Below are 21,966 nucleotides of genomic sequence, written 5' to 3'. Positions count from 1 at the left end.
TTGTGAGCAGACGGTTATTGACCCGGCATCAGATTAGGTTGCCCGCTTCGCAGCAACAAGGCGAACTCCTCGGGCGCCACCGCTTTGCTGAACAGGTAGCCCTGGCCTTCCTCGCAGAGGTTGGCTTGCAGGAACTGCAGTTGCTCAACGGTCTCCACGCCCTCGGCGATGATATTCAGGTGCAGGCTCTTGCCCAGGCTGATGATGGCGCTGATCAGTTGCATGTCCTGGCTGTTCTCGCTCATGCCGTGAATAAACGATTGATCGATTTTCAACACATCGATCGGAAAGCGTCTCAAATAGCTGAGACTGGAATAGCCGGTACCGAAGTCATCGATGGCCAATCGCACGCCCAGATGCTTGATTGCCTGCAGGGTGGTAAGCGTGTTCTCGACGTTTTGCATCAAGATGCTTTCGGTGATTTCCAGTTCCAGCAAGGTCGGGTCCAGGCCGGTTTGTTCGAGGATGGCGGTGAGATTGGCGACAAAATCCCGTTGGCGGAAATCGATCGCCGAGATGTTCACCGAAATACACGGCGGCTGCAATTCCTGGGATTTCCACTGTCTGGCTTGTTCACAGACCTGGCGCAACACCCATTGGCTCAAGGGCACGATCAGGCCACTGTCTTCGGCCACCGGGATGAAGGTGGACGGATAGACCCAGCCAAGACCTGGCCGATACCAGCGAATCAACGCTTCCGCGCCCACGATTCGCCCGGTTTTCAAGTCCAGTTTCGGTTGGTAATGCAGGACAAACTCGTCGCGCTCCAGGGCCAGGCGTATCGCGGCCTCCAGGCTTTGTTGCTGGCGTGCGATCAGGTTCATGTCTTCGGTGAAGAAAGCGAAATTGTCGGGCCCGCGCTCCTTGACGCTGCGCATGGCGGTTTCGGCCTTTTTGATGAGGTCCACCGCGTCGAAACTGTCGTCGGGATAAATGCTGATGCCAAGGCTGGCGGTGACGCGCAGATCATGGCCGGCGACAGGCCGGATCCGACCGACAGTCTTGAGGACCTTGTCGGCAATGCTCTGGGTTTGCTGGGGGTGGTGAATGTCATTGAGGATGATCACGAACTCATCGGCGCCATAACGAAACAACGAGTCGGATTCGCGTACCGCCGCCACCAGATCCTGGCTGACCTGTTGCAGCACTTGATCGCCCACCGGATGCCCCAGCGCGTTATTGATGCGCTTGAAGCGATCCAGGCCGATAAACATTACCGCCAATTGGGTGTCGTGGCGTCTGCCGAGGGCGATGGCTTGTGTCAGCCGGTCACCGAGCAGCGTGCTGTTGGGCAACTGGGTGAGGGCGTCGTATTGCAGCAGGTGCGAAACCTTCAGCAACTCCTGGACCCGTTCCTCTACCGTGCGTTCAAGGTTGATCACCTTGAGGGCCGCATCCTGCGCCAACTGCCACTTCCAGGTCAGCGCGCTGGCCATCTGCCGGATTTCCAGGTGATCGAAGGGTTTTTTCAGGATCAGCAACTGATCGTTGTACTTCAGGCGCGCTTCAATCGCCTCGAAGGAGTAATCGGAGTACGCCGTGCACAGCGCGATCTGCAGGTCGGGGTCAACCTCCCACAGGTGTTCGATGGTCTCCAGGCCATCCCATCCCGGCGGCATGCGCATGTCGATGAACGCCAGCGCGTACGGTGCGTTATCGGCCTGGGCCTGGCTCACCAGTTCCAGGGCTTCCTGGCCCTGATAGGCCGAGTCCAGGGTATAGGTTTGACGCGCGACAGGCGTCGTGCCGAACAGGGCTTGCTCGATGCCTTCCAGCGTCTGATCGGCCATCGCTTCCGCGCAGAGAATTTTGCGAAAGTCTGCATGGATGGACGCTGTATCGTCGACGATCAGGATCCGGCGGTTGGCCTGCCCTGACTGAGGCGTCATGATAGGTGCCTCAGAGGCGGCGGCATGGATGAGCACATAGGGCTTCCTTTCCTCGGTTGTTTGGCTTGAGTGGTGGGGCAGTCGCCGACTACGCTTAAGCATAGCCGTCTCCCTTGAAATAGTCGGCCACTTGACGTCAAATCAGTGTCAGTTCCCCCTTGGTTATGTCGCGCCAACCGTCGAGGCCCCTACAGTGTCTGATCGGCCCCGGCGGGCAAGGGTTTTTTGGCTTTCAGCAGGTGTCGCCATGGATGAGCAACTCGCTACGACTTCCCCCTACAGACCTACGGTCTTGCTGGTCGACGATGAAGAGTCGATCCTTAACAGCCTGCGTCGGCTGCTGCGTGCTCAACCCTATGACGTGGTACTGGCCGGCAGCGGCGCCCAGGCCCTGGATATCATGGCTGCCCAGCCCATCGACCTGATCATCAGCGATGCGCGCATGCCCGTCATGGATGGCGCCACCCTGCTGGCCGAGGCCCATCGGCTGTATCCAGGCACCTCGCGCATTCTGTTGACCGGCTACGCCGACCTGACGCTGATCATCAAGGCGATCAACGAAGGGCAGATCCACCGTTACATCAGCAAGCCCTGGAACGACGAAGAGATGCTCCTGACGGTGCGTCAGTCCCTGGAGCACCAATATTCCGAGCGCGAACGCTTGCGCCTGGAGCAATTGACCCGTGAGCAGAATGATCAATTAAAGGCACTCAATGCCACACTGGAAAAGCGCGTGGAATCGCGAACCGGTGAGCTGCAACAGACCGCCGACATGCTCGACCTGGCCTACGATGAACTCAAGCGCAGCTACGTGACCAGCACCGAGGTGTTTTCGCTGCTGGCCAACCTGCGCCTGCCCAAGGAAAAGCAGACCAACCGAGCGTTGATCGAGCTGATCCGTGTCTACTGCCGGGATCAGGCGATTGACGAAACCAGTGTGCGTGACCTGAGCATGGCCGCTGCCTTGTATAACGTCGGCAAGCTGAGTTGGACCGACGCAATGATGATGGCTCCCTCGGATCTGTTGCACAGTACCGAGCGTGAGTTGTATCGGGCCTACCCCACGCAAAGCGAATCGCTGTTGATGACCCTGGAGCCGATGAAGGATGCCGCCCGGATCATCCGTCATCATCAGGAACGCTGGGATGGCAGCGGTTACCCCGACCACCTCAAGGGCGAGGCAATCCCCTTTGGCTCACGTTTGTTGAAGCTGGCGGTGGACTTTATCGAGCTGCAGCGCGGCTTGGTCCTTGAGCGGCACATGAACAGCGATGAAGCGCTGCTGTACATCCGCAAGTACGCCGGCCGTCTTTACGATCCGGACATGGTGGAGGACTTCGTCCAGGCTTGCGCGGCGTTCCTCAGCGACGTGACCCTGGGCGATCCGAGCGTCAAGGTCCTCACCACCCGCGAGCTGGCCGACGGCATGGTCCTGGCGCGCAACCTCAACGCCGACAACGGCATGTTGCTGCTCAACGCCGGCAAGGTCTTGACCCTGCCGCTGGTGGACAAGTTGATCGCGTTCGAGTCCATGGAGGGCGCCAAATACAGCGTATTCGTCAAAGAACCTGACGAGGTAATGCTGCCGTCCTGACCGCGTGATTCGGTTGCCTCCGTTTTACCTGCGTGGGATCCTGAGGCCTTTTAATCCAAGGCGCTTATTTCATGTCCACGACTATTCGGATTGCCGCGGCGTTGCTGATCGGCGGCGACGGCCGAACCTTGCTGGTGCGCAAGCGCGGCACCCAGGCGTTCATGCAACCGGGCGGCAAGATCGATGCCGGTGAGCAACCGGTGCAGGCGCTGGCCCGTGAACTGCATGAAGAGCTTGGCCTGCGGATTGATCCGGCGCACGCTCGCTACCTTGGGCACTTCTCGGCGCCGGCAGCCAATGAACCGGGGTTTAGCGTGCACGCCGAGTTGTTTCTGGTCCACATCGACGTGGCCGTGACGCCCGCTGCCGAGATTGAAGAGGTGCGCTGGATCGATCCCGCCGGCGACGGCGGCCTGCAGTTGGCACCCTTGACACGTGACCTGATCCTGCCGTTTTATCGCTCATCGCTGGCCACCGCCTGACCCGTCGGGCTCAAAGGACTGAGCATGATCCCCCTGCATGAATTGTTGATCTTCGCCGCCGCCTCATTGTTGCTGGTGCTGACGCCAGGCCCGAACATGATCTACCTGATCTCACGTTCGATTTGTCAGGGGCGCAGGGCTGGCATCACCTCATTGCTGGGGGTGGTCGCGGGTTTCTTTGTCCACCTGTTTGCGGCGGCGGCCGGTTTGACGGCGGTATTCCTCGCCGTGCCCATGGCGTACGAGGCGCTGAAATGGGCGGGGGCGCTGTACTTGCTGTGGCTCGCCTGGCAGGCGGTGAGACCTGGCGCCCGCTCGCCGTTCGAGGCCCAGCGACTGCCCGCCGATTCGACGCGCAAGCTGGTGACGATGGGCTTTCTCACCAGCGCCTTGAACCCGAAAATTGCGGTGTTCTATCTTTCGGTCTTTCCGCAGTTCATCACCCCGGAACACGGTTTGGTGTTCACCCAGAGCCTGATGCTTGGCTTTACCCAGATCAGTGTCAGTTTCATGGTCAATCTGTTGATCTCACTGTTCGCCGCGAGCATCGCCGGGTGGTTTATCAACAACCCCGCGTGGCTGTCGGTACAGCGCTATTTCATGGGTTTTGTGCTCGCGGCCCTGGCGGTACGCCTGATGCTCGAGCAACGCCGCGCATGATGATCCGGGCGTTGGCCAGCAGCGACGCGGCGGCCTATCGAGCGTTGATGCTGCAAGCCTATGACACTTATCCCCAGGCCTTCACCACGAGCGTCGCGGAGCGGGCCGCGCTGCCCTTGAGCTGGTGGGAGAAACGCCTGGACAGCCCGCTGGATCGGGTGCTCGGCGGGTTTTCCGGGGAGCAACTGACAGGTATTGTCGGCCTGGCGTACGAACCTCGGGAAAAGGCCCGGCACAAGGTGACGTTGTTCGGCATGTATGTCGCCGAGGCATGTCAGCAGCGTGGTTTGGGGCGCCAGCTGGTACACGCGGCGCTGGATGAGGCGCGCAGGCAACCCGGCGTGAAGCTGATCCAACTCACGGTCACCGCCGGTAATGATGCAGCGCTTGCGCTTTACCGGCGGTGCGGGTTTGTGCAGTACGGCCTGGAACCGCTGGCGGTACGTGTGGGCCTGGAGTATTTCGATAAAATCCACATGTGGCGCGAACTCAAGGGAAGTCCGGCCTGTCAGTGAACGCCTAACGTACCGCGCTGACCCCATCCAGGGTCGAGAACGAAGTGTCCTTGGCGGTCAGCAGGAAATCGCGCATATAGGGCGCATCCAGCATGTCCGCGCGGATCCCGGCATACAGCGTGGCGAACAGACCTTTCTCCCCCAGCCGCTTGGCTTTCACATAACCCCGTGAACTGTACTCGTGCAGCGCCCAATGGGGCATGCCGCACACGCCGCGGCCGCTGGCCACCAGTTGCATCATCATCACCGTCAGTTCAGAGGTGCGGACCTGGGCCGGTTCAACGTCAGCCGGTTCCAGGAAACGCGTGAAAATGTCCAGGCGATCGCGCTCTACCGGGTAGGTGATCAGGGTTTCGTTGAGCAGGTCCGCGGGCACGATGTAGGGCTTGCCCGCCAGCGCATGCTGGTTGGCCACGGCGAGCATGGCTTCGTAGGTGAACAGCGGCACATAAGTGATGCCCGCCAGCTCCAGCGGATCGGAGGTTACCACCAGGTCCAGGTCGCCACGGGCCAGGGCCGGCAGCGGGGCGAAGGCAAACCCCGAGGCCAGGTCCAGTTCAACCTCCGGCCACGCATCGCGGAACTGGTCGATGGTCGGCATCAGCCATTGGAAACAACTGTGGCATTCGATTGCCATGTGCAAGCGCCCGGCGGTGCCGCCGGCCAGGCGCGCGATGTCGCGTTCGGCGCCGCGCAACAAGGGCAGCGTCGCGTCCGCCAGTTGCAATAGACGCAGGCCGGCGCTGGTGAAGCGCACCGGTTTGGTCTTGCGCACGAACAGCGGCATGCCCATGCGTTCTTCCAGTTCCTTGAACTGATGGGACAGCGCGGACTGGGTCAGGTGCAGGCGCTCGGCGGCTTCCACCAGGCTGTCGGCTTCGCGCAGGGCGTGCAAGGTCTTGAGATGACGGATTTCGAGCACGGCGACTCCATGAAGATAATTTGTTGAAAACAAGAATAGGGTGAGTTTGTCTCATGTTGTTCCGGCTGTCGACATGTCCGGCTGCAAATGACCGCTGGGCGCCATTCATTAAACTGTCATGCAACTGTGGCAGCGCGCTTGAACAAACTTCATCAGACTCGCGCTCTACTGGGGTTCTGCGTTTCGGTGTTTTCATGCGCGTGTTGCTTTTACTGGCCGCTTTATTGTTCGGCCTGCCGTCTTTTGCGGCTTCTCGATGTGATGTCAATGTCCCGACCGAGCGGGTCGACCTGGACCAGGTGAGCCTGGCGTACCAGAGTATTGGGCGTGCCTCCGATCCGGCGTTGCTGCTGGTGATGGGCCTGGGTGGACAATTGATCCACTGGCCGGACGAAGTGGTGGTCGCCCTGTGCGAACAGGGGTTTCGGGTGATTCGCTACGACAATCGCGATGTCGGCCTGTCCACGTGGCGCCAGGCGCCCGCCAGCGCCAACCTGACGTTCGAGGTGTTGCGCTACAAGCTCGGCCTGCCGGTGGCGGCGCCTTATACCTTGACCGATATGGCCGACGATGGCCTCGGCCTGATGGACGCTTTGCAGGTCCGGCAATTTCACGTATTGGGCGCGAGCATGGGCGGGATGATCGCCCAGCACATGGCGGCCATGGCGCCGCAGCGCGTGGAAAGCCTGACCCTGATCATGACCAGTTCGGGGGCCGAAGGCCTGCCGGCGCCGAATGCCGCGCTGGTGCAATTGTTGTCGCGGCGCAGCGCGCCCAACCGTGAAGTCGCGCTGGAGCAGCAGGCCGACCTGCTGGCTGCGCTAGGCAGTCCGCAGATCAAGGATGATCGCCAGGCGTTGCTGCAGCAGGCGGCGTTGTCCTACGACCGCGCCTTCAACCCCGAAGGCGTGAAGCGCCAGATCATGGCAATCCTCGCTGAACCGAGCCGGGTGCCGCTGCTCAATCAATTGCGCGTACCGACCCTGGTCGTCCACGGCACGGCCGATCCGTTGCTGCCGGTGATGCACGGCGTGCACCTGGCGGCGCATATCCAGGGCAGCCAGTTGCGCCTGATTCCCGGTCTGGCGCATCGTTTTCAGGAGGCGTTCAAGGCGCCGTTGCTGGCAGCAGTGTTGCCCTACCTGAAATCCCACCGGGAAGATGTGGCGCATTGGGCGCGGATTGATCCAGTGCTGCCCTCGAAGCTTTTGTGAAGGCCGGGCAGGGGTGTATGGTGCGAACTTTCCGGCGTGTGATGCCTGCGAGGTTGGCTAAATGAGTACTCCCCTGAAAATCGATTTCGTCAGTGATGTGTCCTGCCCCTGGTGCATCATCGGCCTGCGCGGCCTGACCGAAGCCCTGGACCAGTTGGGTGCCGAGGTGCAGGCCGAGATCCACTTCCAGCCTTTCGAGCTGAACCCGGACATGCCTTCCGAAGGGCAGAACATCACCGAACACATCAGTGAAAAATACGGTGCCAGCGCGCAGGAATCCCAAGCCACCCGCGCGCGCATCCGCGACATGGGCGCCGAGCTGGGCTTTGCTTTTCGCACCGACGGGCAGAGCCGTATCTACAACACCTTCGATGCTCATCGGCTGTTGCACTGGGCCGGTCTCGAGGGGTTGCAATACAACCTCAAGGAGGCGTTGTTCAAGGCGTATTTCAGCGACGGCCAAGACCCGTCCGATCACGCGACTCTGGCGCTCATCGCTGAAAGTGTCGGCCTGGACCTCAAGCGCGCGGCCGAGATCCTGGCTTCTGATGAATATGCCGCCGAGGTGCGCGAGCAAGAGCAGTTGTGGGTCTCGCGTGGGGTGAGTTCGGTGCCGACTATCGTATTTAACGATCAGTATGCGGTCAGCGGCGGCCAGCCGGCCGAAGCCTTTGTGGGTGCGATTCGCCAGATCATCAACGAAGCCAAAAACTAAAGCCGGACACGCCACCAGAACTCCCTGGCCCGCCCCTTGCATTGTCCCCCTAAAGCCCGTCCGGTATGCGGATGGGCGCAACCATCAGGGGGGAAACACTGCCTTGAACATTCTCGATCTCGACCACAGCCTCACGGCCCAGGCACCGATTGCCCGGCGCCTGGCCAGTGGACATGCAACCCGCATGGACCTGCTCGACCTGGGCCCGAAACTGCGCCTGTGGTCCACCGAAAAAACCTGGAAGCGCTTCACCCAACGCCTGGCCCAACGGCCACGGCCAACCCCTGCACGGCCGGAAATCTTCTTTGTCGGTTCTGGCGATTACCATCACCTGACCCCGGCCTTCCTCGCCGACCTGCAAGAGCCCGTCAGCCTGATCCACTTTGACAACCACCCCGACTGGGTGCGCCTGGCGCCGCGTCGGCACTGTGGTTCCTGGGTCAATCAGGCGTTGAAGATGCCGGCGATAAAACGCATCGTCACCCTCGGTCCGTGCAGTGACGATCTGCATAACCCGCAACTGCGCGGCGGTAATCTCGGCGCCCTCAAGCGCGGGCAATTGCAGCTGTTTCCCTGGCAGCATGCACCGTCGAAAGTCTGGGGGCGGATCGGCAGCGGCGCGGGGCATGAACAGCAGGAAAACCACTTGCACTGGCGCAACCTGGCGGAGATGGAGTGGGCCGAGTTTCTTGCGCAGATGATCGCCAGCCTGCCGACCGAGGCGATCTGGATCACCCTCGACAAAGACGTGCTGGCCAGTGAAGACGCCGCCACCAACTGGGATCAGGGCGGCATGCGCCTGAGTCACCTGTTGCAAGCCTTGCGCGCCTTGGCCGCGAGCAAACGAATCATCGGCATCGACGTCTGCGGCGAGTTCGCCCAGCCGGCGTTCAGCAATGTCTTCAAGCGTTGGGAAGCCAAGTCCGACCAACCACCGGCCGAGCGCTGGAACGCCGAGGATTTGCTGCGCAACGCGACGACCAATGAAGCCTTGATCCACCTGTTCGAGGAGCTGTTTCCGTGACCTTGACTGTGGTGTTGCTGGTGGCCGTCTCCATCGTGCTCGATGTGCTTGGCCAGCTGTGTTTCAAACTGGGCCTGGACCGTTTGCCGGAGTTGGAAGGCGGGTTTCGCCTGAATGCGTTCTGGGGCCAGGTGTTCAACGCGCCCTTGCTCTGGGCGGGCATCGGCGCCTACGTCGTCGAATTTTTTGTCTGGCTCGAAGCCTTGTCCCGCGCGCCGTTGAGCCTGTTGTTTCCAGCCGCCGCGCTGGCGTATTGCGGGGTGGTGCTGGCCGGCAAGCTGGTGCTTGGAGAAACCGTCAGCCGGCGTCGCTGGCTGGGCACGCTGGTGATCACGGCGGGCGTGATGTTGGTGGCTGTTGCGGGGACTCAGGCATGAATTCGGAAAATACCGCCGTCCGCCCTGTGGGCTGGTTGCATGGGCGCCTGGGAACCCTCGTGTTGTGGGCGCTGTTGATCTGCACCGAAAGCGCCGGCCAGCTCTTTACCAAGGTGGCTGGCGATCAGCTGGGGCAGATGGATTTCAACTGGCAATGGTTGACGGCCGTGGCGGTTAACCCGGGAGTGCTGGCGGCCATTGCCTGTTACATCGGCGCGTTCTTCGTGTGGATGCTGATCCTGCGGCGCAGCAGCCTGTCCCTGGCATTTCCGCTGAGTTCGCTGGTGTTTGTGGTGGTGTTGCTGGGGTCCTGGCTCGGCCTGGGCGAACACATCAGCGTTCTGCATTGGGTCGGGGTGGGGGTGATCATTGGCGGCATTGCGCTGTTGGCCGAGGGCGAAGAGAACTGAAACCGCTTCGCTGTCGCGGCGAGGCTCAGTCGAAGCTGTAGCTGATTGCCGCCTGAACCTGTGCCTGGTTCACTTCGCCGGCCTGTCTGACGATGCTGCTGTTCGCCGCCGAGCCCACCAGATGCACCCAACTGGCACTGGTCAGCAATGACCAGTTTGGCGCCAGGGGAATGTGCAAGCTCTGCGTCAGCGTCACGTTCTGGAAGCCTGCGCCGGCTTTGTAGGGGCGAATTCCAGAGGCGGCTGCCGCAGGCTCATCCACCCCGAAAAATGCCTGGGTCTGGCGTGCATCGGCAAAGCGTGCCACCAGGCCGCTGCTGCCAATCACCCCGGCGCCCAGTGGATAACCCAGCTCGCCACCGACCTTGCCGAGCACGCCACTTTGCTCGCGAGGGCCGCCCACGGCCCGACCCAGTTGTGCGTAGATCCGCCAGAAATCGGCCGGGGCGTATTGGATAAAAGCGCCAGCCTCGGCCCTGTCCGGCACATCCGGCAAGCCTTGCAGCGAGCCGTTGGCCGTGCGTCCCGGCAGGTAATTGAGGTACGGGCCGGCGGTCAGACCATTGTGCTCGAGCGCGCTCCAGGTCAGGCCGTCGTCGGTGTCCAGGCTGACATTGCCCCAGTCCAGATCGAAGTAGGGCACGGGTACGGTTTGATAGCGGCTGCCACTGGGCTCGCGGGGCTGATAGCTGATGCCAAGGCCGATATCTGCGCTCATTCCCGCTGCCGGCGCCGCACCGGCCCACAAGCCAAGTAATCCGGCGAAGACGCTCGTCGTCATCCTGCACATGGTGCTTTTCTCTCTCTGAACATGCACGCATCAACGCGCATGCGCGGGACCTCATGCAAGCACTCATGTTGTTTGTAGCGACCTACAAAAATTGTAGCGTCGTCGCTGTGTTTTTCCTTGGGCATGCCACCAGAGCCCAGCCCCGCTGGGTTCCAGCAGGTTGGCACAGTCCCTGCTCTACCTCTGGTAATCGCGCAATGGCGCGCTCATCTCCAAGGTAAACGCAGATGAATGACTGGCATATCGTGTGTGACTTCGACGGGACCATCACGCCCACCGATGTCATCGACAACATCCTGCAACGCTTCGCCGGCCCCGAGTGGGAAACCATCGAACAGCAATGGCTGGACGGTCAGATCGGTTCCCGTGAATGCCTCAGTCGCCAACTGGCCTTGGTCAAGGCGACGCCGGCCGAGCTGCTGGCGTGTTTCGACAGTGTCGAGATCGATCCGGACTTCCCTGATTTCGTCGACCACGTCATCGGCCTGGGTGCTTCGATCGAAGTGGTCAGCGATGGTATCGAACAAGGCATCGCGCGGATTCTGTCGCGCAACTACGTGACCTTGCTGCCGATTCTCGCCAACCGCCTGCGTCAGGTTGACCAGAACAGCTGGCGTATCGATTTCCCGCATGCCAGCGATGCTTGCCGCGCCGCGTCCGGCAACTGCAAGTGCAAATCCACCTCACGCCACCAGCGTGTGCTGGTGATCGGCGATGGCCAGTCCGACATGTGCGTGGCCGCCACCGCTGATTTCGTCTTCGCCAAGGGGCGCCTGGCCGAGTACTGCGAACGCAACCAGATCCCTTACGCACGTTTCGACAGCTTTGCAGAACTGCCGGTGCTGCTGGCCAGCCTGCCTCAAGGCGAAGCCGCCAATGCCACTCACTTCAACCCCTCTTCCGACACTCAGGAACGCTTTCATCATGTCTGATATCCGCATCGCCACCGCCGAAGACCAAGTGCTTCTCGATAAAGAAGCCAAGTACTGCTCCTACGGCGACACTGTCCACTACATCGACCCGCCGCGTATTTTCAGCCGTTGCGAAGGTTCCTACGTATGGGACACCGAAGACCAGGCCTACCTCGACCTGCAAATGTGGTACTCGGCGGTCAACTTCGGCTACGCCAACCCGCGCTTGAACAACGCCTTGAAACAGCAGATCGACACCTTGCCGCAGATCGCCAGCCAATACCTGCACAAGGGCAAGATCGAGCTGTCGGAAATGATCGCTGTGGACGCCAAGAAAAAATTCGGCCTCGACGGCCGGGTGCACTTCAACGTCGGTGGTTCGCAATCCATCGAGGACTCGTTGAAAGTGGTGCGCAACGCCTGTAACGGCAAGAGTCTGATGTTTGCGTTTGAAGGCGGCTACCACGGACGTACCCTTGGTGCCTCCTCGATCACGTCCAGCTACCGCTACCGTCGCCGCTATGGCCATTTCGGCGAACGCGCCAACTTCATTCCGTTTCCGTACCACTTCCGTGGCCCCAAAGGCATGACCAAGGAAGAGTACGGCAGCCATTGCGTGCAGCAATTCGCCCGGCTGTTCGAGACCGAATACAACGGGGTGTGGGACCCGAAAGTCGGCCAGAGCGAATACGCGGCCTTTTATGTCGAACCGATCCAGGGCACCGGCGGCTACGTGATTCCGCCGATGAACTTCTACAGTGAGTTGAAGCAGGTGCTCGACCAGCACGGGATCCTGATGGTGGTCGATGAAATCCAGATGGGTTTCTGGCGCACCGGCAAGCTGTGGTCCATCGAGCACTTCGATGTCCAGCCGGATGTGATCGTGTTCGGCAAGGCCCTGACCAATGGCCTCAACCCATTGGGCGGCCTCTGGGCCAAGGAAGAATTGATCAACCCGAAGCTCTTTCCGCCCGGCTCCACTCACTCGACCTTTGCCTCCAACCCGCTGGGCACGGCGGTGGGCCTGGAAATGTTGAAGATGACCAGCGAAGTCGACTACGGCGCGCGCGTCATGGCCAAGGGCAAATATTTCCTCGAAGGTTTGCAGGAATTGCAGAAACGCTTCCCGATCATCGGCGACGTCGACGGCCTGGGCCTGGCGCTGCGTTGCGAAATCTGCGGGCCGGACGGCTTCACGCCGGACAAGGCGACCTTGGACTATATGGTTGAGGAAGGCATGAAGGGCGACATGCAGGTGGACGGTCAGAAGTTGGGCCTGATCCTCGATGTGGGCGGTTACTACAAGAACGTGATCACCCTGGCGCCGTCCCTGGAAATCAGCTACCCGGAAATCGAGCTGGGCCTGAAGCTGCTCGAGCAGTTGCTGATCCGGGCGATGAAGCGGTGAGTCGCGCCGATATCGAGCTTGGCGAAGGTGACGCGGGCTTCGTTCTCGGCAACGGTCCGCTCGGGATCCTCTTGATCCACGGCCTGACTGGCACCCCGACGGAATTGCGTCGGGTAGCCCAGGGCCTGGCCAAGGTCGGCAATTGCACGGTGTACGTGCCGACCCTGGCCGGGCATTGCGGGAACAACAGCGACCTGCAGGCCACCGGTTGGCGTGACTGGTACGAGAGCGTGCGCAAGACCTTTGTCGGCATGCAGCAGCGGCACGCACAGGTGTTCGTTGGCGGCTTGTCGATGGGGGCGGTGATGTCGATGTACCTGGCTTCCGAGTTTCCGGGCCAGGTGAGCGGATTGCTGTTGTATTCCACCACCTTGAAGTACGACGGCTGGAGTATCAACAAAATGGCGTTCATCACGCCGTTGCTGATCCGGATTCCGTTTGGTGTGCGTTTGTTCCGTTTCACCGAGAAGCCGCCGTACGGCATCAAGAACGAACGCTTGCGGGCGATTGTCGAGCGGCAGATGAAAGCGGGCGAGAGCAGCGAGGCCGGCCTGCTGACCATGGAAGGCGTCACGCTACGCGAGTTGCACTGGATGAACGCGGTGGTCAAGAAGCGCATGCCGTCGATCAACACCCCAGCGCTGGTCCTGCACGCCCTCGAAGACGACATTACCAGCCGCTGGAACGCGGATTACGTGGAGCGCCACCTGGGCGGCCCGGTGACCAAGGTGCTGCTGGACAACTGCTATCACATGATCACCGTCGACCTGCAATACCGACGGGTGATCGAGCTGAGCGCCGACTTCATCGAACACCACACACGTCGTGCAAAAAACCTCGATGAACCTGTGTACTGCCTGGCCTGATGCAGCCTCCTGCAGGAGCGGTGCTTGCCCGCGAAAATCGCCAACGATAACGCGTTCGTCCTGGATGAACGCGGTGTCCTTGCGTTTTTCGCTGGCACGCCAGCGCCTACAGAGGGTGATATCGAGCCTGAGGAAATGCCGTGACGACTACCCAAGCTTTTTCAACGATCCAAGCCATCGAGCGCAGTGCCTGGAACGACTGTTTTCCCTCGGTCCTGGAAAATTGGGATTACTACGTGGCCGTGGAAAACGCCGCCATCGATGATTTCCAGTGGCGTTATCTGGCGGTGTTCGAAGACGGCCAACTGCTCGCCGTGGCCCCAGCGTTCATGACTCAATACCGCCTCGACACGACTGTTTCGGGGATCGGCAAGCGCTTTACCCAACGTCTGCAACGGCTGTGGCCGGGCGCGTTGCGATTGGGGCTGTATGCCCTGGGTTCGCCGGTAGCGGAACAGTGCCACGCCGGCATCGCCAGCCATGTTCCGGCGTCCCGGCGCGCAGCTTTGTTGGCACAGTTGCTCGACGCCGCGCGCCGTGACGCCGATGATTTCGGCATTGGCCTGCTGGCGGTCAAGGACGCACCGACGCGGGATCAAGACTGGGCCGACAGCTGCAAGGCTGCCGGGCTGCACAGCATGCCAAGCTTGCCCAGCGGGGTATTGCCGGTACCCTACGGCTCGGTCGATGCCTACCTCGGTTCTCTGGGAAAATCCACCCGCAAGGACCTGCGTCGCAAGCTTCGAGCGCCTGGGCCGCGTGTCGAATGGCGGCGCAATATTGATGACGTATTGCCCGACATCATGCGCCTGTACGACGCAAGCCTGGCCCGTGCCGATCTGCAATTCGAGCGGCTGCCGGCCGATTATTTCACCGAGGTTCTGGCGCAACTTGAAGAGCGGGCGGTGTGTGTTCTTTACTGGGTGGACGAGCAACTGGTGGCGTTCAACCTGATGTTGCGAGACCCACACCGGCTGATCGACAAGTTTTTTGCCCATGACCCGGCCCATAGCCGCGAACACAACCTGTACTTTCGCAGTTGGGTGACCAACGTCGACTACTGTATTGAGCACAATATTGCGTTGTATGAGTGCGGTCAGGCCGGTTATGCCAGTAAGCTGCGACTGGGCTGCGAGTTTCAGGGCAATACCCTGTTTTTCCGGCATCGCAACCGCTTGCTCAACCTCGTGCTCAAGGTGGTAAAAGTGTTTATTCGTCCGGACCGATCCGACCCTGCCATGGCTGCTGCGATAAGCGAAACCTGATGATCACCAAGACCCGCCCCAAAGCCCATCCGTTTGCCATCTCGCGTTGGAGCCTGCAGCGCAAGCTGGTGTTGGCGTTCTGGCTGGTGACGGTGATTCCGACGATGATCGCCGCGGAGCTGGCGGCGACCACTCTGTCGCAGCTTTTCGACGGCAACGTGCGCATCTGGTTGCAAGAGTCGACCCGCATCGTCAAGGACGAAGTCAGCGATATCCTGCACGACAACGCCCGTGTCGCGCAGATCATCCTGCGTTATGTGGGCCCGCCGGCAAACCCGCAGGCGGTCAGGCATGACCGTTTGATCGCGGACATTGCCAATGCCACCGACATTGATGTGGTCACGCTGATTCGTAGCAGCGACCGCAAAGTGATGTTCAGCACGGTCGGTGACGACGTGGTGCGGCAGATCAGCCTGGCGCCCAATGCCGTGCTGCAAACCGTCGAGGTCGGCGGCGTCGCCACCGGCGTGGTGATCTCGAGTTTTGAAAGCGCTCAGGACGGGGTTGATTACGAACTGTTGGTGGGCACCTATCTGGACAGCAGCTTCCTGACCAGTGTGGCCGAAGTCCATTCCCTCGACCTGCGGCTGTACCTGGCCAACAGCGAAGGTTTCTCGGAGATATTCTCCACCCAGCGCTTCGAGGACCACCCCACGCGCATCCCGAAGAACATCGAGGTGTTGTTGCGCAACACCAAGCAGCCCAGCGAGCAGTTCACCGATAATTACAGCGGCCTGTACTGGCCGATTTTTAACGATATCGGCGAGCTGCAAGGGGTGATTTTCAGCGGCCTGTTGCGTCACACCGGCCTGGTGGGGCTGGTGAACCAGAGCAACCTGTTCGTACTGATCTTTCTTGTCAGTTCAGCCTTGTCGCTGGGCGCTGGCGTGCTGGTATCCAGGCGCCTGACCCGGCCCCTGCGGGATTTGTCCCAAGGCGTCAGTGCGCTGATCAGCGGTAACTATCAGCACCGTGTGGCGGTCAGCGGTGATGACGAACTGGCGCAACTGAGCAGCACCTTCAACCACATGACCGAACGCCTGGGCGAACTGCATCTTCTGGAAGCCCAGTTGCGCCGTCGCGACCGTCTGCATGCACTGGGCGAAGTGGCGATGGGGCTGGCCCACGAAATCCGCAATCCCCTGGGGATTATCAAGACCGCCACTCAATTGCTGCACCGGCGCGCGGACTTGCCCGAGACTGACAGGCGCCATCTGCAATACGTGATCAGCGAAGTCAGCCGGATCAACGACCTGATCACCGATTTTCTCGACTTCGCCAAACCCGGCACGCCGCTGCGCAGTGTGCAGCCGGCGCGGCCGCTGGTGGAGGAAATCCTGGGTTTTTGCGCGCCTGAATTGTCCAGCCACAGCATCGATGCGCAGATCGAGGACCTGGCGCCCGGCGCGACCCTGTATGCCGATGCCAAGCAGATCAAACAGGCCTGCCTGAACCTGATACTCAATGCTATCGACGCGATGCCCGACGGTGGGCGCCTGACAGTCGGCATCAGTCGCCAGGACGGCAATACCGTGATCAGCATCACTGACACCGGCCAGGGCATCAGCGCGGATATGCTCGAGCGCATTTTCACCCCATTCGTCACCACCAAGGCCTCGGGGACGGGGCTGGGGTTGGCGAAAGTCTTTTCGATCATGGAAAGTCATGGTGGCAGTATCGAGTGCCTGAGCGAGAAAGATGCCGGCGCTACCTTCAGCCTGTACATTCCGGCGAATGGTGAAGATGAGGACAGTCATGACGCATAACGTATTAGTGGTGGACGACGAGCCGAAGCTCTGTGACCTGCTGTCGTCGGCCTTGAGCCAGAGCGGCATTCAGGTATTCACCGCCGGCAATGGTTTGCACGCACTCAAGGTGCTGGAGCAGGAAGACATCGACCTGGTGATCAGCGACTGGCGCATGCCCGGCATGGACGGTCCGCAACTGCTGGCGGAAATCAAGCTGCGCTACCCGCAGGTGCCGGTGATCGTGATGACGGCCTACAGCACGGTGAAAAATGCCGTGCAGTCGATGCGCAATGGCGCTTACGACTACATCGCCAAGCCGTTCGACATCGATGAACTCGACATCACCGTGGCCAAGGCCTTGCAGTTTCGCGACATCGTGCGGGACAACGCGCGATTGCGCGCCGAGTTGGATGAACAGGCACAGATCGACAGCCTGGTGGGCGACAGCCCGGCTTTTCGGCGGGTCCTGCAGGCAGTCGATTCGGTGCGCGAAAGTAATGCGACCATTCTGCTGACCGGCGAAAGCGGGACGGGCAAGGAAATGGTCGCCCGTGCCATCCACAAACACGGCAATCGCGCCGACAAGCCTTTCGTCGCGGTCAATTGCGCGGCGATCCCGGAAGGCTTGCTGGAAAGCGAAATGTTCGGCCATCGCAAAGGCGCGTTCACCGGCGCCGTGGCCGACCGGGTAGGGCGCTTCATGCAGGCCGACAAGGGCACGCTGTTTCTCGATGAAGTGGGCGACATGCCCCTGGCATTGCAGGCCAAGATCCTGCGCGCCTTGCAGGAGCGCGTGATCGAGCCGGTGGGCGATCCCAGGGAGCGCAAGGTGGACGTGCGGGTCATCGCCGCCACCAACAAGAATCTGCTGGAGGCGGTGGCCAACAAAGAGTTTCGCGAAGACCTGTATTACCGGCTCAACGTATTCCCGATCCCGCTGCCGGCGTTGCGTGAGCGAGTGGAAGACATTGCGCCCCTGGCCCGGCACTTCGCCCGGACCTTGAGCGCAAATGCTGGCAAGCGCATCACCGGCTTCAGCCCCGAAGCCCTGCAAGCCATGGCTGCTTATGCCTGGCCGGGGAATATTCGCGAGCTGCAGAATTGCGTGGAACGGGCGACGATTGTTGCGGCCAGCCCGGTGATCGAGGACATTGATTTACCGGCGTATCTGTTTGCCTCAACGCCTGCGGATCGCGATGTGACGGCGATTCTCGGCGAGGGTCCGGGTGTGCCCCATGACTTGGATGCGGCGCTGGCGGAGGTGGAAAAAGCCTACATCATGGCGGCGCTGCAGGAGAGCAACGGCGTGCAGGCGGCCGCGGCGCAAAGGATCGGGATTTCGGAGCGCAGTTTCTGGTATCGGTTGAAGAAGTTGGGAATTCAGGTGGATAAGATTGTGCGTTGAGGGGCGACCCTGAAGCCACGCCCTGTCTCACGCCTGTACCCGCACCCAAACACTCACCAGCAGCGTCGCCGCCATCAACCATGCCACCGCCGCCACGGCCAGCGACGCCTCCAGGCGCATCCGGTCGACCATCACATACAACGTCGCCAGGTACACAAAGTAGGGAATGATCGACCACATTCCGAACACGATGGTGGTCTTCAGATCCTCCACCGAGCGGCCCTTGCCCACGATGTAATGGGCGATCAGCGCAAACGTCGGAAACAGCGGCACCAGGCCCGCGATGTAATAGTTTCTGGTCTTGGCCAGCATCGCCAGAAGCAGCACCACCGCCGCGCCGAGAGCGGCCTTGAAGACTAAATCCACGCTGCGCTCCTTAGTGGCTCAGGCCGTATTTCTTGACCTTGTCGAACAAGGTGGTCTTGGCCATGCCCAGTTCCTGGCTGGCCTGGGTCAGGTTGCCGCCGCTGCGTTGCAGGGCGTCGCTGAGCAGGTTGCGCTCGAAGGCTTCCACCGCCTCGGTAAAGGCCAGGCCGTGGCTGCCGCTGCTGGCGCCGCTTTTCTTGAAGGCCGGCAGTCCCAGGGCAAAGCGTTCGGCGACGTTGCGCAGCTCGCGCACGTTGCCCGGCCAGTCGTGGCTCATCAGGTTGGACAGGGTCTGGTGGTCCAGGTCCGGTGCGGTGCGGTCGAAGCGCAGGGATGACTGCTGCAGGAAGTGTTCGAAGAGTTGCAGGATATCTTCCCGACGCTCGCGCAGGGGCGGCAGTTCCAGGGTCACGACGTTCAAGCGGTAGTACAAGTCGCTGCGGAACTGGTTGGCGCGGCTCAATTCGTCGAGGTCGGATTTGGTGGCGGCGATCACCCGGCAATCCACGGCCACGCTCTGGTTGGAACCGAGGCGCTCCAGGGTGCGCTCCTGCAAGACCCGCAGCAGTTTGATCTGCAGGTTCATCGGCATGCTTTCCACTTCATCGAGGAACAGCGTGCCTTCGTGGGCATGCTCGATCTTGCCGATACGCCGTTTACCGGCGCCAGTGAACGCGTTGGCCTCGTGGCCGAAAATTTCGCTTTCGAAGAGGTTTTCCGGTAGGCCGCCGCAGTTCAAGGCGACAAACTGGTGGGTGTGGCGGCGGCTGAAGTCATGCAGGCAGCGCGCGACCAGTTCCTTGCCGGTGCCGGTTTCGCCTTCGATCAGCACGTTGGCCGAGGTATCGGCAACGTTGGCGATCAGTTCACGCAGGTTCTGCATGGCCGGGGAACGCCCGATAATCCGGCCTTCCAGAGAGTCGCGTTCGGCCAGTTGCCGGCGTAGCGACCAGACTTCCCGGGCCAGTGCGCGTTGCTCCAGGGCACGCCGGGCAACGTCCACCAGGCGCTCGGGAGAAAAGGGTTTTTCCATGAAGTCATAAGCGCCGTTGCGCATGGCGCCCACCGCCATGGAAATGTCACCGTGACCGGTGATCAGTACCACGGGCAGGCTTTTATCCAGGGCCTTGAGGTGGGTCAGCAGCTCCAGGCCGTCCATGCCGGGCAGGCGAATGTCGCTGATGACGATGCCGGCGAAATTCTCGCCGACCTGCTTCAGGGCTTCTTCGGCGCTGCCCACGCCAACGCTGGGGATATCTTCCAGAGCCAGGGCCTGCTGACAGCCGAGCAATACATGCGGGTCATCTTCTACGATCAGGACGGTCAGGTCGGTTTTGGGTTCGGTGTTCATGTCGACTCGCCGGGTGAGGGGCCTGTCAGCGGCAGGCTCAAGACAAAGGCTGTACCACCATCGGCCGGGTGCTCGACGGCGAGGTTGCCGCCGGTGGCTGCCGCGAGGCTGGCCGAAAGGGTCAGCCCCAGGCCCAGCCCTTGCTCGCCGGGCTTGGTGGTGAAAAAGGGTTCGAACAAGTGCTTGCGGGCCTCGGGATCGATCCCATGACCATTGTCACGCACCCGCAGGCGATATTTGCCATCGACGCTGTCGCCTTCCAGCCACAGCTCGGGAGCCGGTTGCTCCTGCATCGCATCCAGGGCATTGCCGATCAGGTTGACCAGGATCTGCTCCAGGCGGGTCTGGTCGATCTGCAGGTGAGCAGGCGGGAAGCTGCGATGCACGGTCAGTGGCAGGCTGTCGAGGCGTCCTGCCAGGATCTGGAACGCTGCGTCCACCGCCTTGTCCAGGCTGGCCTGGCCCTGATCATCGCCGCGCCGGGCGAAGGAGCGCAGGCTGGCGGTGATACGGCCCATGCGGTCGATCAGTTCATTGATGGTCTTGAGGTTGGCGCTCGCGGTATCCAGGGCGCCACGTTCCAGGAAGCGTACGGTGTTGCCGGACAAGGTCCGCAGGGCGGCCAACGGCTGGTTCAATTCGTGGGCGATGCTGGTGGACATTTGGCCAATGGCGGCCAGCTTGCCGGCCTGGACCAACTCGTCCTGGGCCCGACGCAGGGTTTCTTCGGCCTGGCGGCGTTCCCGGATCTGCGCCTTGAGCCGTTCGTTACTGGCCCGCAGATCGGTGGTGCGTTCGGTAATCCGTCGCTCCAACTGGTTGTTGGCTTCCTGCAAGGCTTCCCGAGCGGCCAGGCGCGTGGCGATGACTTTGCGCCGCTCGTTCCAGGCGATCAGCAGGAACGCCACCAGAGCAAAGGCCACGGCTACCAGGATGCCCTGATTGATGGCGGCCTGGCGCAGGTCATTGAGTGGGGTGAGCAGGGTGAAATTCCACGGCGTATCGTTCAGCGGGCGCGTCTGGGCCAGGTAGCTGACTTCCTTGTCGTCAGCCACCACCTCGCTGTTGGCCGGGAACGTGAGTTTTTCCGTGCCCTCATTCAGCCGTTCACGAGCCAGGGGTTCCAGCTCATTCAGGGTTGCCCAGTAATATTGCAGGCTGCGGGCCAGGCGTTCCTTGGTCTCGTCGTTCAGGGGCAGCACCGCCTTGAGCCTGCGGGCGGGGTCGCTGGAGAGAATGATGATGCCATTCTCGTCGCTGACGAAGGCTTCCAGGCGCGCCCGTTGCCAGCGTTCTTCCAAGGCCTCCAGGCGCACCTTGACCACTGCGACGCCGATGATCTTGCCGTGCTCTTCCAGGCCATGGGCGAGGTAATAACCGGGTTCGCCGTTGGTGCTGCCGATGCCATAGAAACGCCCGGGCTGGCCGCGCACGGCGTTCTGGAAGTAGGCGCGAAAAGACAGGTCTTCACCCAGGTAGCTGTCGACGTCGCGCCAGTTACTGGTGGCCAGGACGCGGCCGGTGGTGTCCATCACGTAAATAGCCCGACTGCGGCTGCGCCGGTTCAGGCCTTCGAGGTAATCATTGACCGTCTGCCGGTGTTCCGCGTTGGGCGCGGCGAGCAGTTTGGAGACGCTGGATTCCAGCTCCAGCAGACTCGGCAGGTAGGTGTATTTGCTGATCTCACTCTCGACGGTACGCGCATGCAGTTCCAACTGACGCTCGCCGTTTTCGCTCAGGGTGCGTATCCCGTAGTACTCGCTGGTCCAGAAGCCGATAAAGCCCAGGCCGACCATCAGCAGAATGATCAGTGGCGGCAGGAACAATTGGCGAATCAGACGAGGCTTCACGGCAAGTGATGGCGGTGCGGCGCGATAGAGAGTGGGGTCGCATTTCATCACAGATGCCTTGGGTCAACCAGAGCTTGCCTGCCTGCAGGGTCTAATGTGGGAGCGGGCTTGCTCGCGAAGGCGGTGGGTCAGTCAATATCTCTGGTGACTGATTCACCGCCTTCGCGAGCAAGCCCGCTCCCACATTGGTCCGGCTTTTACAGT

Annotated in this window: 21 protein-coding genes; 15 read left to right on the top strand and 6 right to left on the bottom strand. The window is 61.2% G+C overall.

The features are described 5' to 3' along the window. Positions 1 to 14: 14 nt before the first annotated feature. Positions 15 to 1,889, bottom strand: coding sequence for a putative bifunctional diguanylate cyclase/phosphodiesterase (locus AC6CIA_RS18190; protein WP_498313923.1), 1,875 nt, complete (start codon positions 1,887 to 1,889; stop codon positions 15 to 17). 247 nt (positions 1,890 to 2,136) lie between these two features. On the opposite strand from AC6CIA_RS18190, the gene nosR reads away from it, so the two are divergent. The 4 genes from nosR (at position 2,137) to AC6CIA_RS18170 (ending at position 5,140) form a co-directional block, all read left to right on the top strand. Then, complete coding sequence (nosR, locus tag AC6CIA_RS18185) at positions 2,137 to 3,483, top strand: response regulator c-di-GMP phosphodiesterase, NosR family (RefSeq protein ID WP_498313921.1); 1,347 nt, start codon at positions 2,137 to 2,139, stop codon at positions 3,481 to 3,483. A gap of 71 nt (positions 3,484 to 3,554) precedes the next feature. Beyond that, positions 3,555 to 3,965 (top strand): NUDIX hydrolase, encoded by a 411-nt coding sequence (locus AC6CIA_RS18180; protein WP_498313919.1) that lies wholly within the window; start codon positions 3,555 to 3,557, stop codon positions 3,963 to 3,965. Positions 3,966 to 3,989: 24 nt separating this feature from the next. Continuing rightward, complete coding sequence (locus AC6CIA_RS18175) at positions 3,990 to 4,625, top strand: LysE family translocator (RefSeq protein ID WP_498313917.1); 636 nt, start codon at positions 3,990 to 3,992, stop codon at positions 4,623 to 4,625. Further along, a complete protein-coding gene (locus tag AC6CIA_RS18170; RefSeq protein WP_498313915.1) occupies positions 4,622 to 5,140 on the top strand; it encodes a GNAT family N-acetyltransferase in 519 nt (172 codons plus the stop codon). Before AC6CIA_RS18175 ends, AC6CIA_RS18170 begins: the two co-directional genes overlap by 4 nt. 4 nt (positions 5,141 to 5,144) lie before the next feature. On the opposite strand, the gene metR is transcribed toward AC6CIA_RS18170, so the two are convergent. After that, on the bottom strand, positions 5,145 to 6,062 hold the full coding sequence (gene metR / locus AC6CIA_RS18165; protein ID WP_339532066.1) for a transcriptional regulator MetR: 918 nt from the start codon (positions 6,060 to 6,062) through the stop codon (positions 5,145 to 5,147). 194 nt (positions 6,063 to 6,256) lie between these two features. Here metR and AC6CIA_RS18160 point away from each other — a divergent pair, with 194 nt between their 5' ends. The 5 genes from AC6CIA_RS18160 (at position 6,257) to AC6CIA_RS18140 (ending at position 9,802) form a co-directional block, all read left to right on the top strand. After that, the gene (locus tag AC6CIA_RS18160) at positions 6,257 to 7,276 is read left to right on the top strand and encodes an alpha/beta fold hydrolase (protein ID WP_339532067.1); all 1,020 of its coding nucleotides are present in this window, start codon (positions 6,257 to 6,259) and stop codon (positions 7,274 to 7,276) included. Positions 7,277 to 7,337: 61 nt separating this feature from the next. Continuing rightward, positions 7,338 to 7,991, top strand: coding sequence for a DsbA family oxidoreductase (locus tag AC6CIA_RS18155; RefSeq protein ID WP_498313913.1), 654 nt, complete (start codon positions 7,338 to 7,340; stop codon positions 7,989 to 7,991). A 103-nt stretch (positions 7,992 to 8,094) separates the two neighbouring features. Beyond that, positions 8,095 to 9,015, top strand: a complete 921-nt coding sequence (locus AC6CIA_RS18150) for an arginase family protein (RefSeq protein ID WP_498313911.1) — start codon at positions 8,095 to 8,097, stop codon at positions 9,013 to 9,015. Beyond that, entirely contained in the window at positions 9,012 to 9,392 is a 381-nt protein-coding gene (locus tag AC6CIA_RS18145; RefSeq protein ID WP_339532070.1) for a DMT family transporter, read from the top strand. Before AC6CIA_RS18150 ends, AC6CIA_RS18145 begins: the two co-directional genes overlap by 4 nt. Then, complete coding sequence (locus tag AC6CIA_RS18140; protein ID WP_339532071.1) at positions 9,389 to 9,802, top strand: EamA family transporter; 414 nt, start codon at positions 9,389 to 9,391, stop codon at positions 9,800 to 9,802. The genes AC6CIA_RS18145 and AC6CIA_RS18140 overlap by 4 nt, the downstream gene beginning before the upstream one ends. 25 nt (positions 9,803 to 9,827) lie before the next feature. Here AC6CIA_RS18140 and AC6CIA_RS18135 read toward each other — a convergent pair whose 3' ends face one another. Continuing rightward, positions 9,828 to 10,592 (bottom strand): MipA/OmpV family protein, encoded by a 765-nt coding sequence (locus tag AC6CIA_RS18135; protein ID WP_498313909.1) that lies wholly within the window; start codon positions 10,590 to 10,592, stop codon positions 9,828 to 9,830. Between the two features lie 227 nt (positions 10,593 to 10,819). Between AC6CIA_RS18135 and AC6CIA_RS18130 the strand changes: the two genes are divergently transcribed. From AC6CIA_RS18130 to AC6CIA_RS18105, 6 genes are all read left to right on the top strand, one after another. Beyond that, on the top strand, positions 10,820 to 11,524 hold the full coding sequence (locus AC6CIA_RS18130) for an MtnX-like HAD-IB family phosphatase (RefSeq protein ID WP_498313907.1): 705 nt from the start codon (positions 10,820 to 10,822) through the stop codon (positions 11,522 to 11,524). Next, positions 11,517 to 12,911 carry an aspartate aminotransferase family protein gene (locus AC6CIA_RS18125; RefSeq protein WP_498313905.1) on the top strand — a complete coding sequence of 465 codons (1,395 nt, stop codon included), beginning with the start codon at positions 11,517 to 11,519 and terminating at the stop codon, positions 12,909 to 12,911. The genes AC6CIA_RS18130 and AC6CIA_RS18125 overlap by 8 nt, the downstream gene beginning before the upstream one ends. Beyond that, a complete protein-coding gene (locus tag AC6CIA_RS18120) occupies positions 12,908 to 13,777 on the top strand; it encodes an alpha/beta hydrolase (protein WP_498313903.1) in 870 nt (289 codons plus the stop codon). The genes AC6CIA_RS18125 and AC6CIA_RS18120 overlap by 4 nt, the downstream gene beginning before the upstream one ends. Before the next feature lie 140 nt (positions 13,778 to 13,917). Beyond that, on the top strand, positions 13,918 to 15,042 hold the full coding sequence (locus AC6CIA_RS18115; protein ID WP_498313901.1) for a GNAT family N-acetyltransferase: 1,125 nt from the start codon (positions 13,918 to 13,920) through the stop codon (positions 15,040 to 15,042). Next, a complete protein-coding gene (locus AC6CIA_RS18110; protein WP_498313899.1) occupies positions 15,042 to 16,808 on the top strand; it encodes a sensor histidine kinase in 1,767 nt (588 codons plus the stop codon). Before AC6CIA_RS18115 ends, AC6CIA_RS18110 begins: the two co-directional genes overlap by 1 nt. Next, the gene (locus tag AC6CIA_RS18105; RefSeq protein ID WP_498313897.1) at positions 16,798 to 18,195 is read left to right on the top strand and encodes a sigma-54-dependent transcriptional regulator; all 1,398 of its coding nucleotides are present in this window, start codon (positions 16,798 to 16,800) and stop codon (positions 18,193 to 18,195) included. The genes AC6CIA_RS18110 and AC6CIA_RS18105 overlap by 11 nt, the downstream gene beginning before the upstream one ends. A gap of 27 nt (positions 18,196 to 18,222) precedes the next feature. On the opposite strand, the gene AC6CIA_RS18100 is transcribed toward AC6CIA_RS18105, so the two are convergent. From AC6CIA_RS18100 to aauS, 3 genes are read right to left on the bottom strand one after another with little or no spacing between them, the layout of a single operon-like run. Beyond that, on the bottom strand, positions 18,223 to 18,561 hold the full coding sequence (locus AC6CIA_RS18100) for a GlpM family protein (protein ID WP_498313895.1): 339 nt from the start codon (positions 18,559 to 18,561) through the stop codon (positions 18,223 to 18,225). Positions 18,562 to 18,571: 10 nt separating this feature from the next. Beyond that, a complete protein-coding gene (gene aauR, locus AC6CIA_RS18095) occupies positions 18,572 to 19,912 on the bottom strand; it encodes a two-component response regulator AauR (protein ID WP_339532080.1) in 1,341 nt (446 codons plus the stop codon). Continuing rightward, on the bottom strand, positions 19,909 to 21,810 hold the full coding sequence (gene aauS, locus AC6CIA_RS18090) for a two-component sensor histidine kinase AauS (RefSeq protein WP_498313893.1): 1,902 nt from the start codon (positions 21,808 to 21,810) through the stop codon (positions 19,909 to 19,911). The genes aauR and aauS overlap by 4 nt, the downstream gene beginning before the upstream one ends. Between the last annotated feature and the right edge of the window lie 156 nt (positions 21,811 to 21,966).

It is taken from the genome of Pseudomonas sp. GQ91 (assembly GCF_059758795.1).
Note: the sequence above shows the minus strand (reverse complement) of the source record. Positions and strands in the feature narration are given on the sequence as shown.

Excerpts from the sequence above, each read along its gene's own strand:
- AC6CIA_RS18190 (WP_498313923.1), bottom strand. The coding sequence starts at position 1,889 with ATGACGCCTCAGTCAGGGCAGGCCAACCGCCGGATCCTGATCGTCGAC.
- nosR (WP_498313921.1), top strand. The coding sequence starts at position 2,137 with ATGGATGAGCAACTCGCTACGACTTCCCCCTACAGACCTACGGTCTTG.
- AC6CIA_RS18180 (WP_498313919.1), top strand. The coding sequence starts at position 3,555 with ATGTCCACGACTATTCGGATTGCCGCGGCGTTGCTGATCGGCGGCGAC.
- AC6CIA_RS18175 (WP_498313917.1), top strand. The coding sequence starts at position 3,990 with ATGATCCCCCTGCATGAATTGTTGATCTTCGCCGCCGCCTCATTGTTG.
- AC6CIA_RS18170 (WP_498313915.1), top strand. The coding sequence starts at position 4,622 with ATGATGATCCGGGCGTTGGCCAGCAGCGACGCGGCGGCCTATCGAGCG.
- AC6CIA_RS18160 (WP_339532067.1), top strand. The coding sequence starts at position 6,257 with ATGCGCGTGTTGCTTTTACTGGCCGCTTTATTGTTCGGCCTGCCGTCT.
- AC6CIA_RS18155 (WP_498313913.1), top strand. The coding sequence starts at position 7,338 with ATGAGTACTCCCCTGAAAATCGATTTCGTCAGTGATGTGTCCTGCCCC.
- AC6CIA_RS18140 (WP_339532071.1), top strand. The coding sequence starts at position 9,389 with ATGAATTCGGAAAATACCGCCGTCCGCCCTGTGGGCTGGTTGCATGGG.
- AC6CIA_RS18135 (WP_498313909.1), bottom strand. The coding sequence starts at position 10,592 with ATGTGCAGGATGACGACGAGCGTCTTCGCCGGATTACTTGGCTTGTGG.
- AC6CIA_RS18130 (WP_498313907.1), top strand. The coding sequence starts at position 10,820 with ATGAATGACTGGCATATCGTGTGTGACTTCGACGGGACCATCACGCCC.
- AC6CIA_RS18125 (WP_498313905.1), top strand. The coding sequence starts at position 11,517 with ATGTCTGATATCCGCATCGCCACCGCCGAAGACCAAGTGCTTCTCGAT.
- AC6CIA_RS18110 (WP_498313899.1), top strand. The coding sequence starts at position 15,042 with ATGATCACCAAGACCCGCCCCAAAGCCCATCCGTTTGCCATCTCGCGT.
- AC6CIA_RS18105 (WP_498313897.1), top strand. The coding sequence starts at position 16,798 with ATGACGCATAACGTATTAGTGGTGGACGACGAGCCGAAGCTCTGTGAC.
- aauR (WP_339532080.1), bottom strand. The coding sequence starts at position 19,912 with ATGAACACCGAACCCAAAACCGACCTGACCGTCCTGATCGTAGAAGAT.
- aauS (WP_498313893.1), bottom strand. The coding sequence starts at position 21,810 with ATGAAATGCGACCCCACTCTCTATCGCGCCGCACCGCCATCACTTGCC.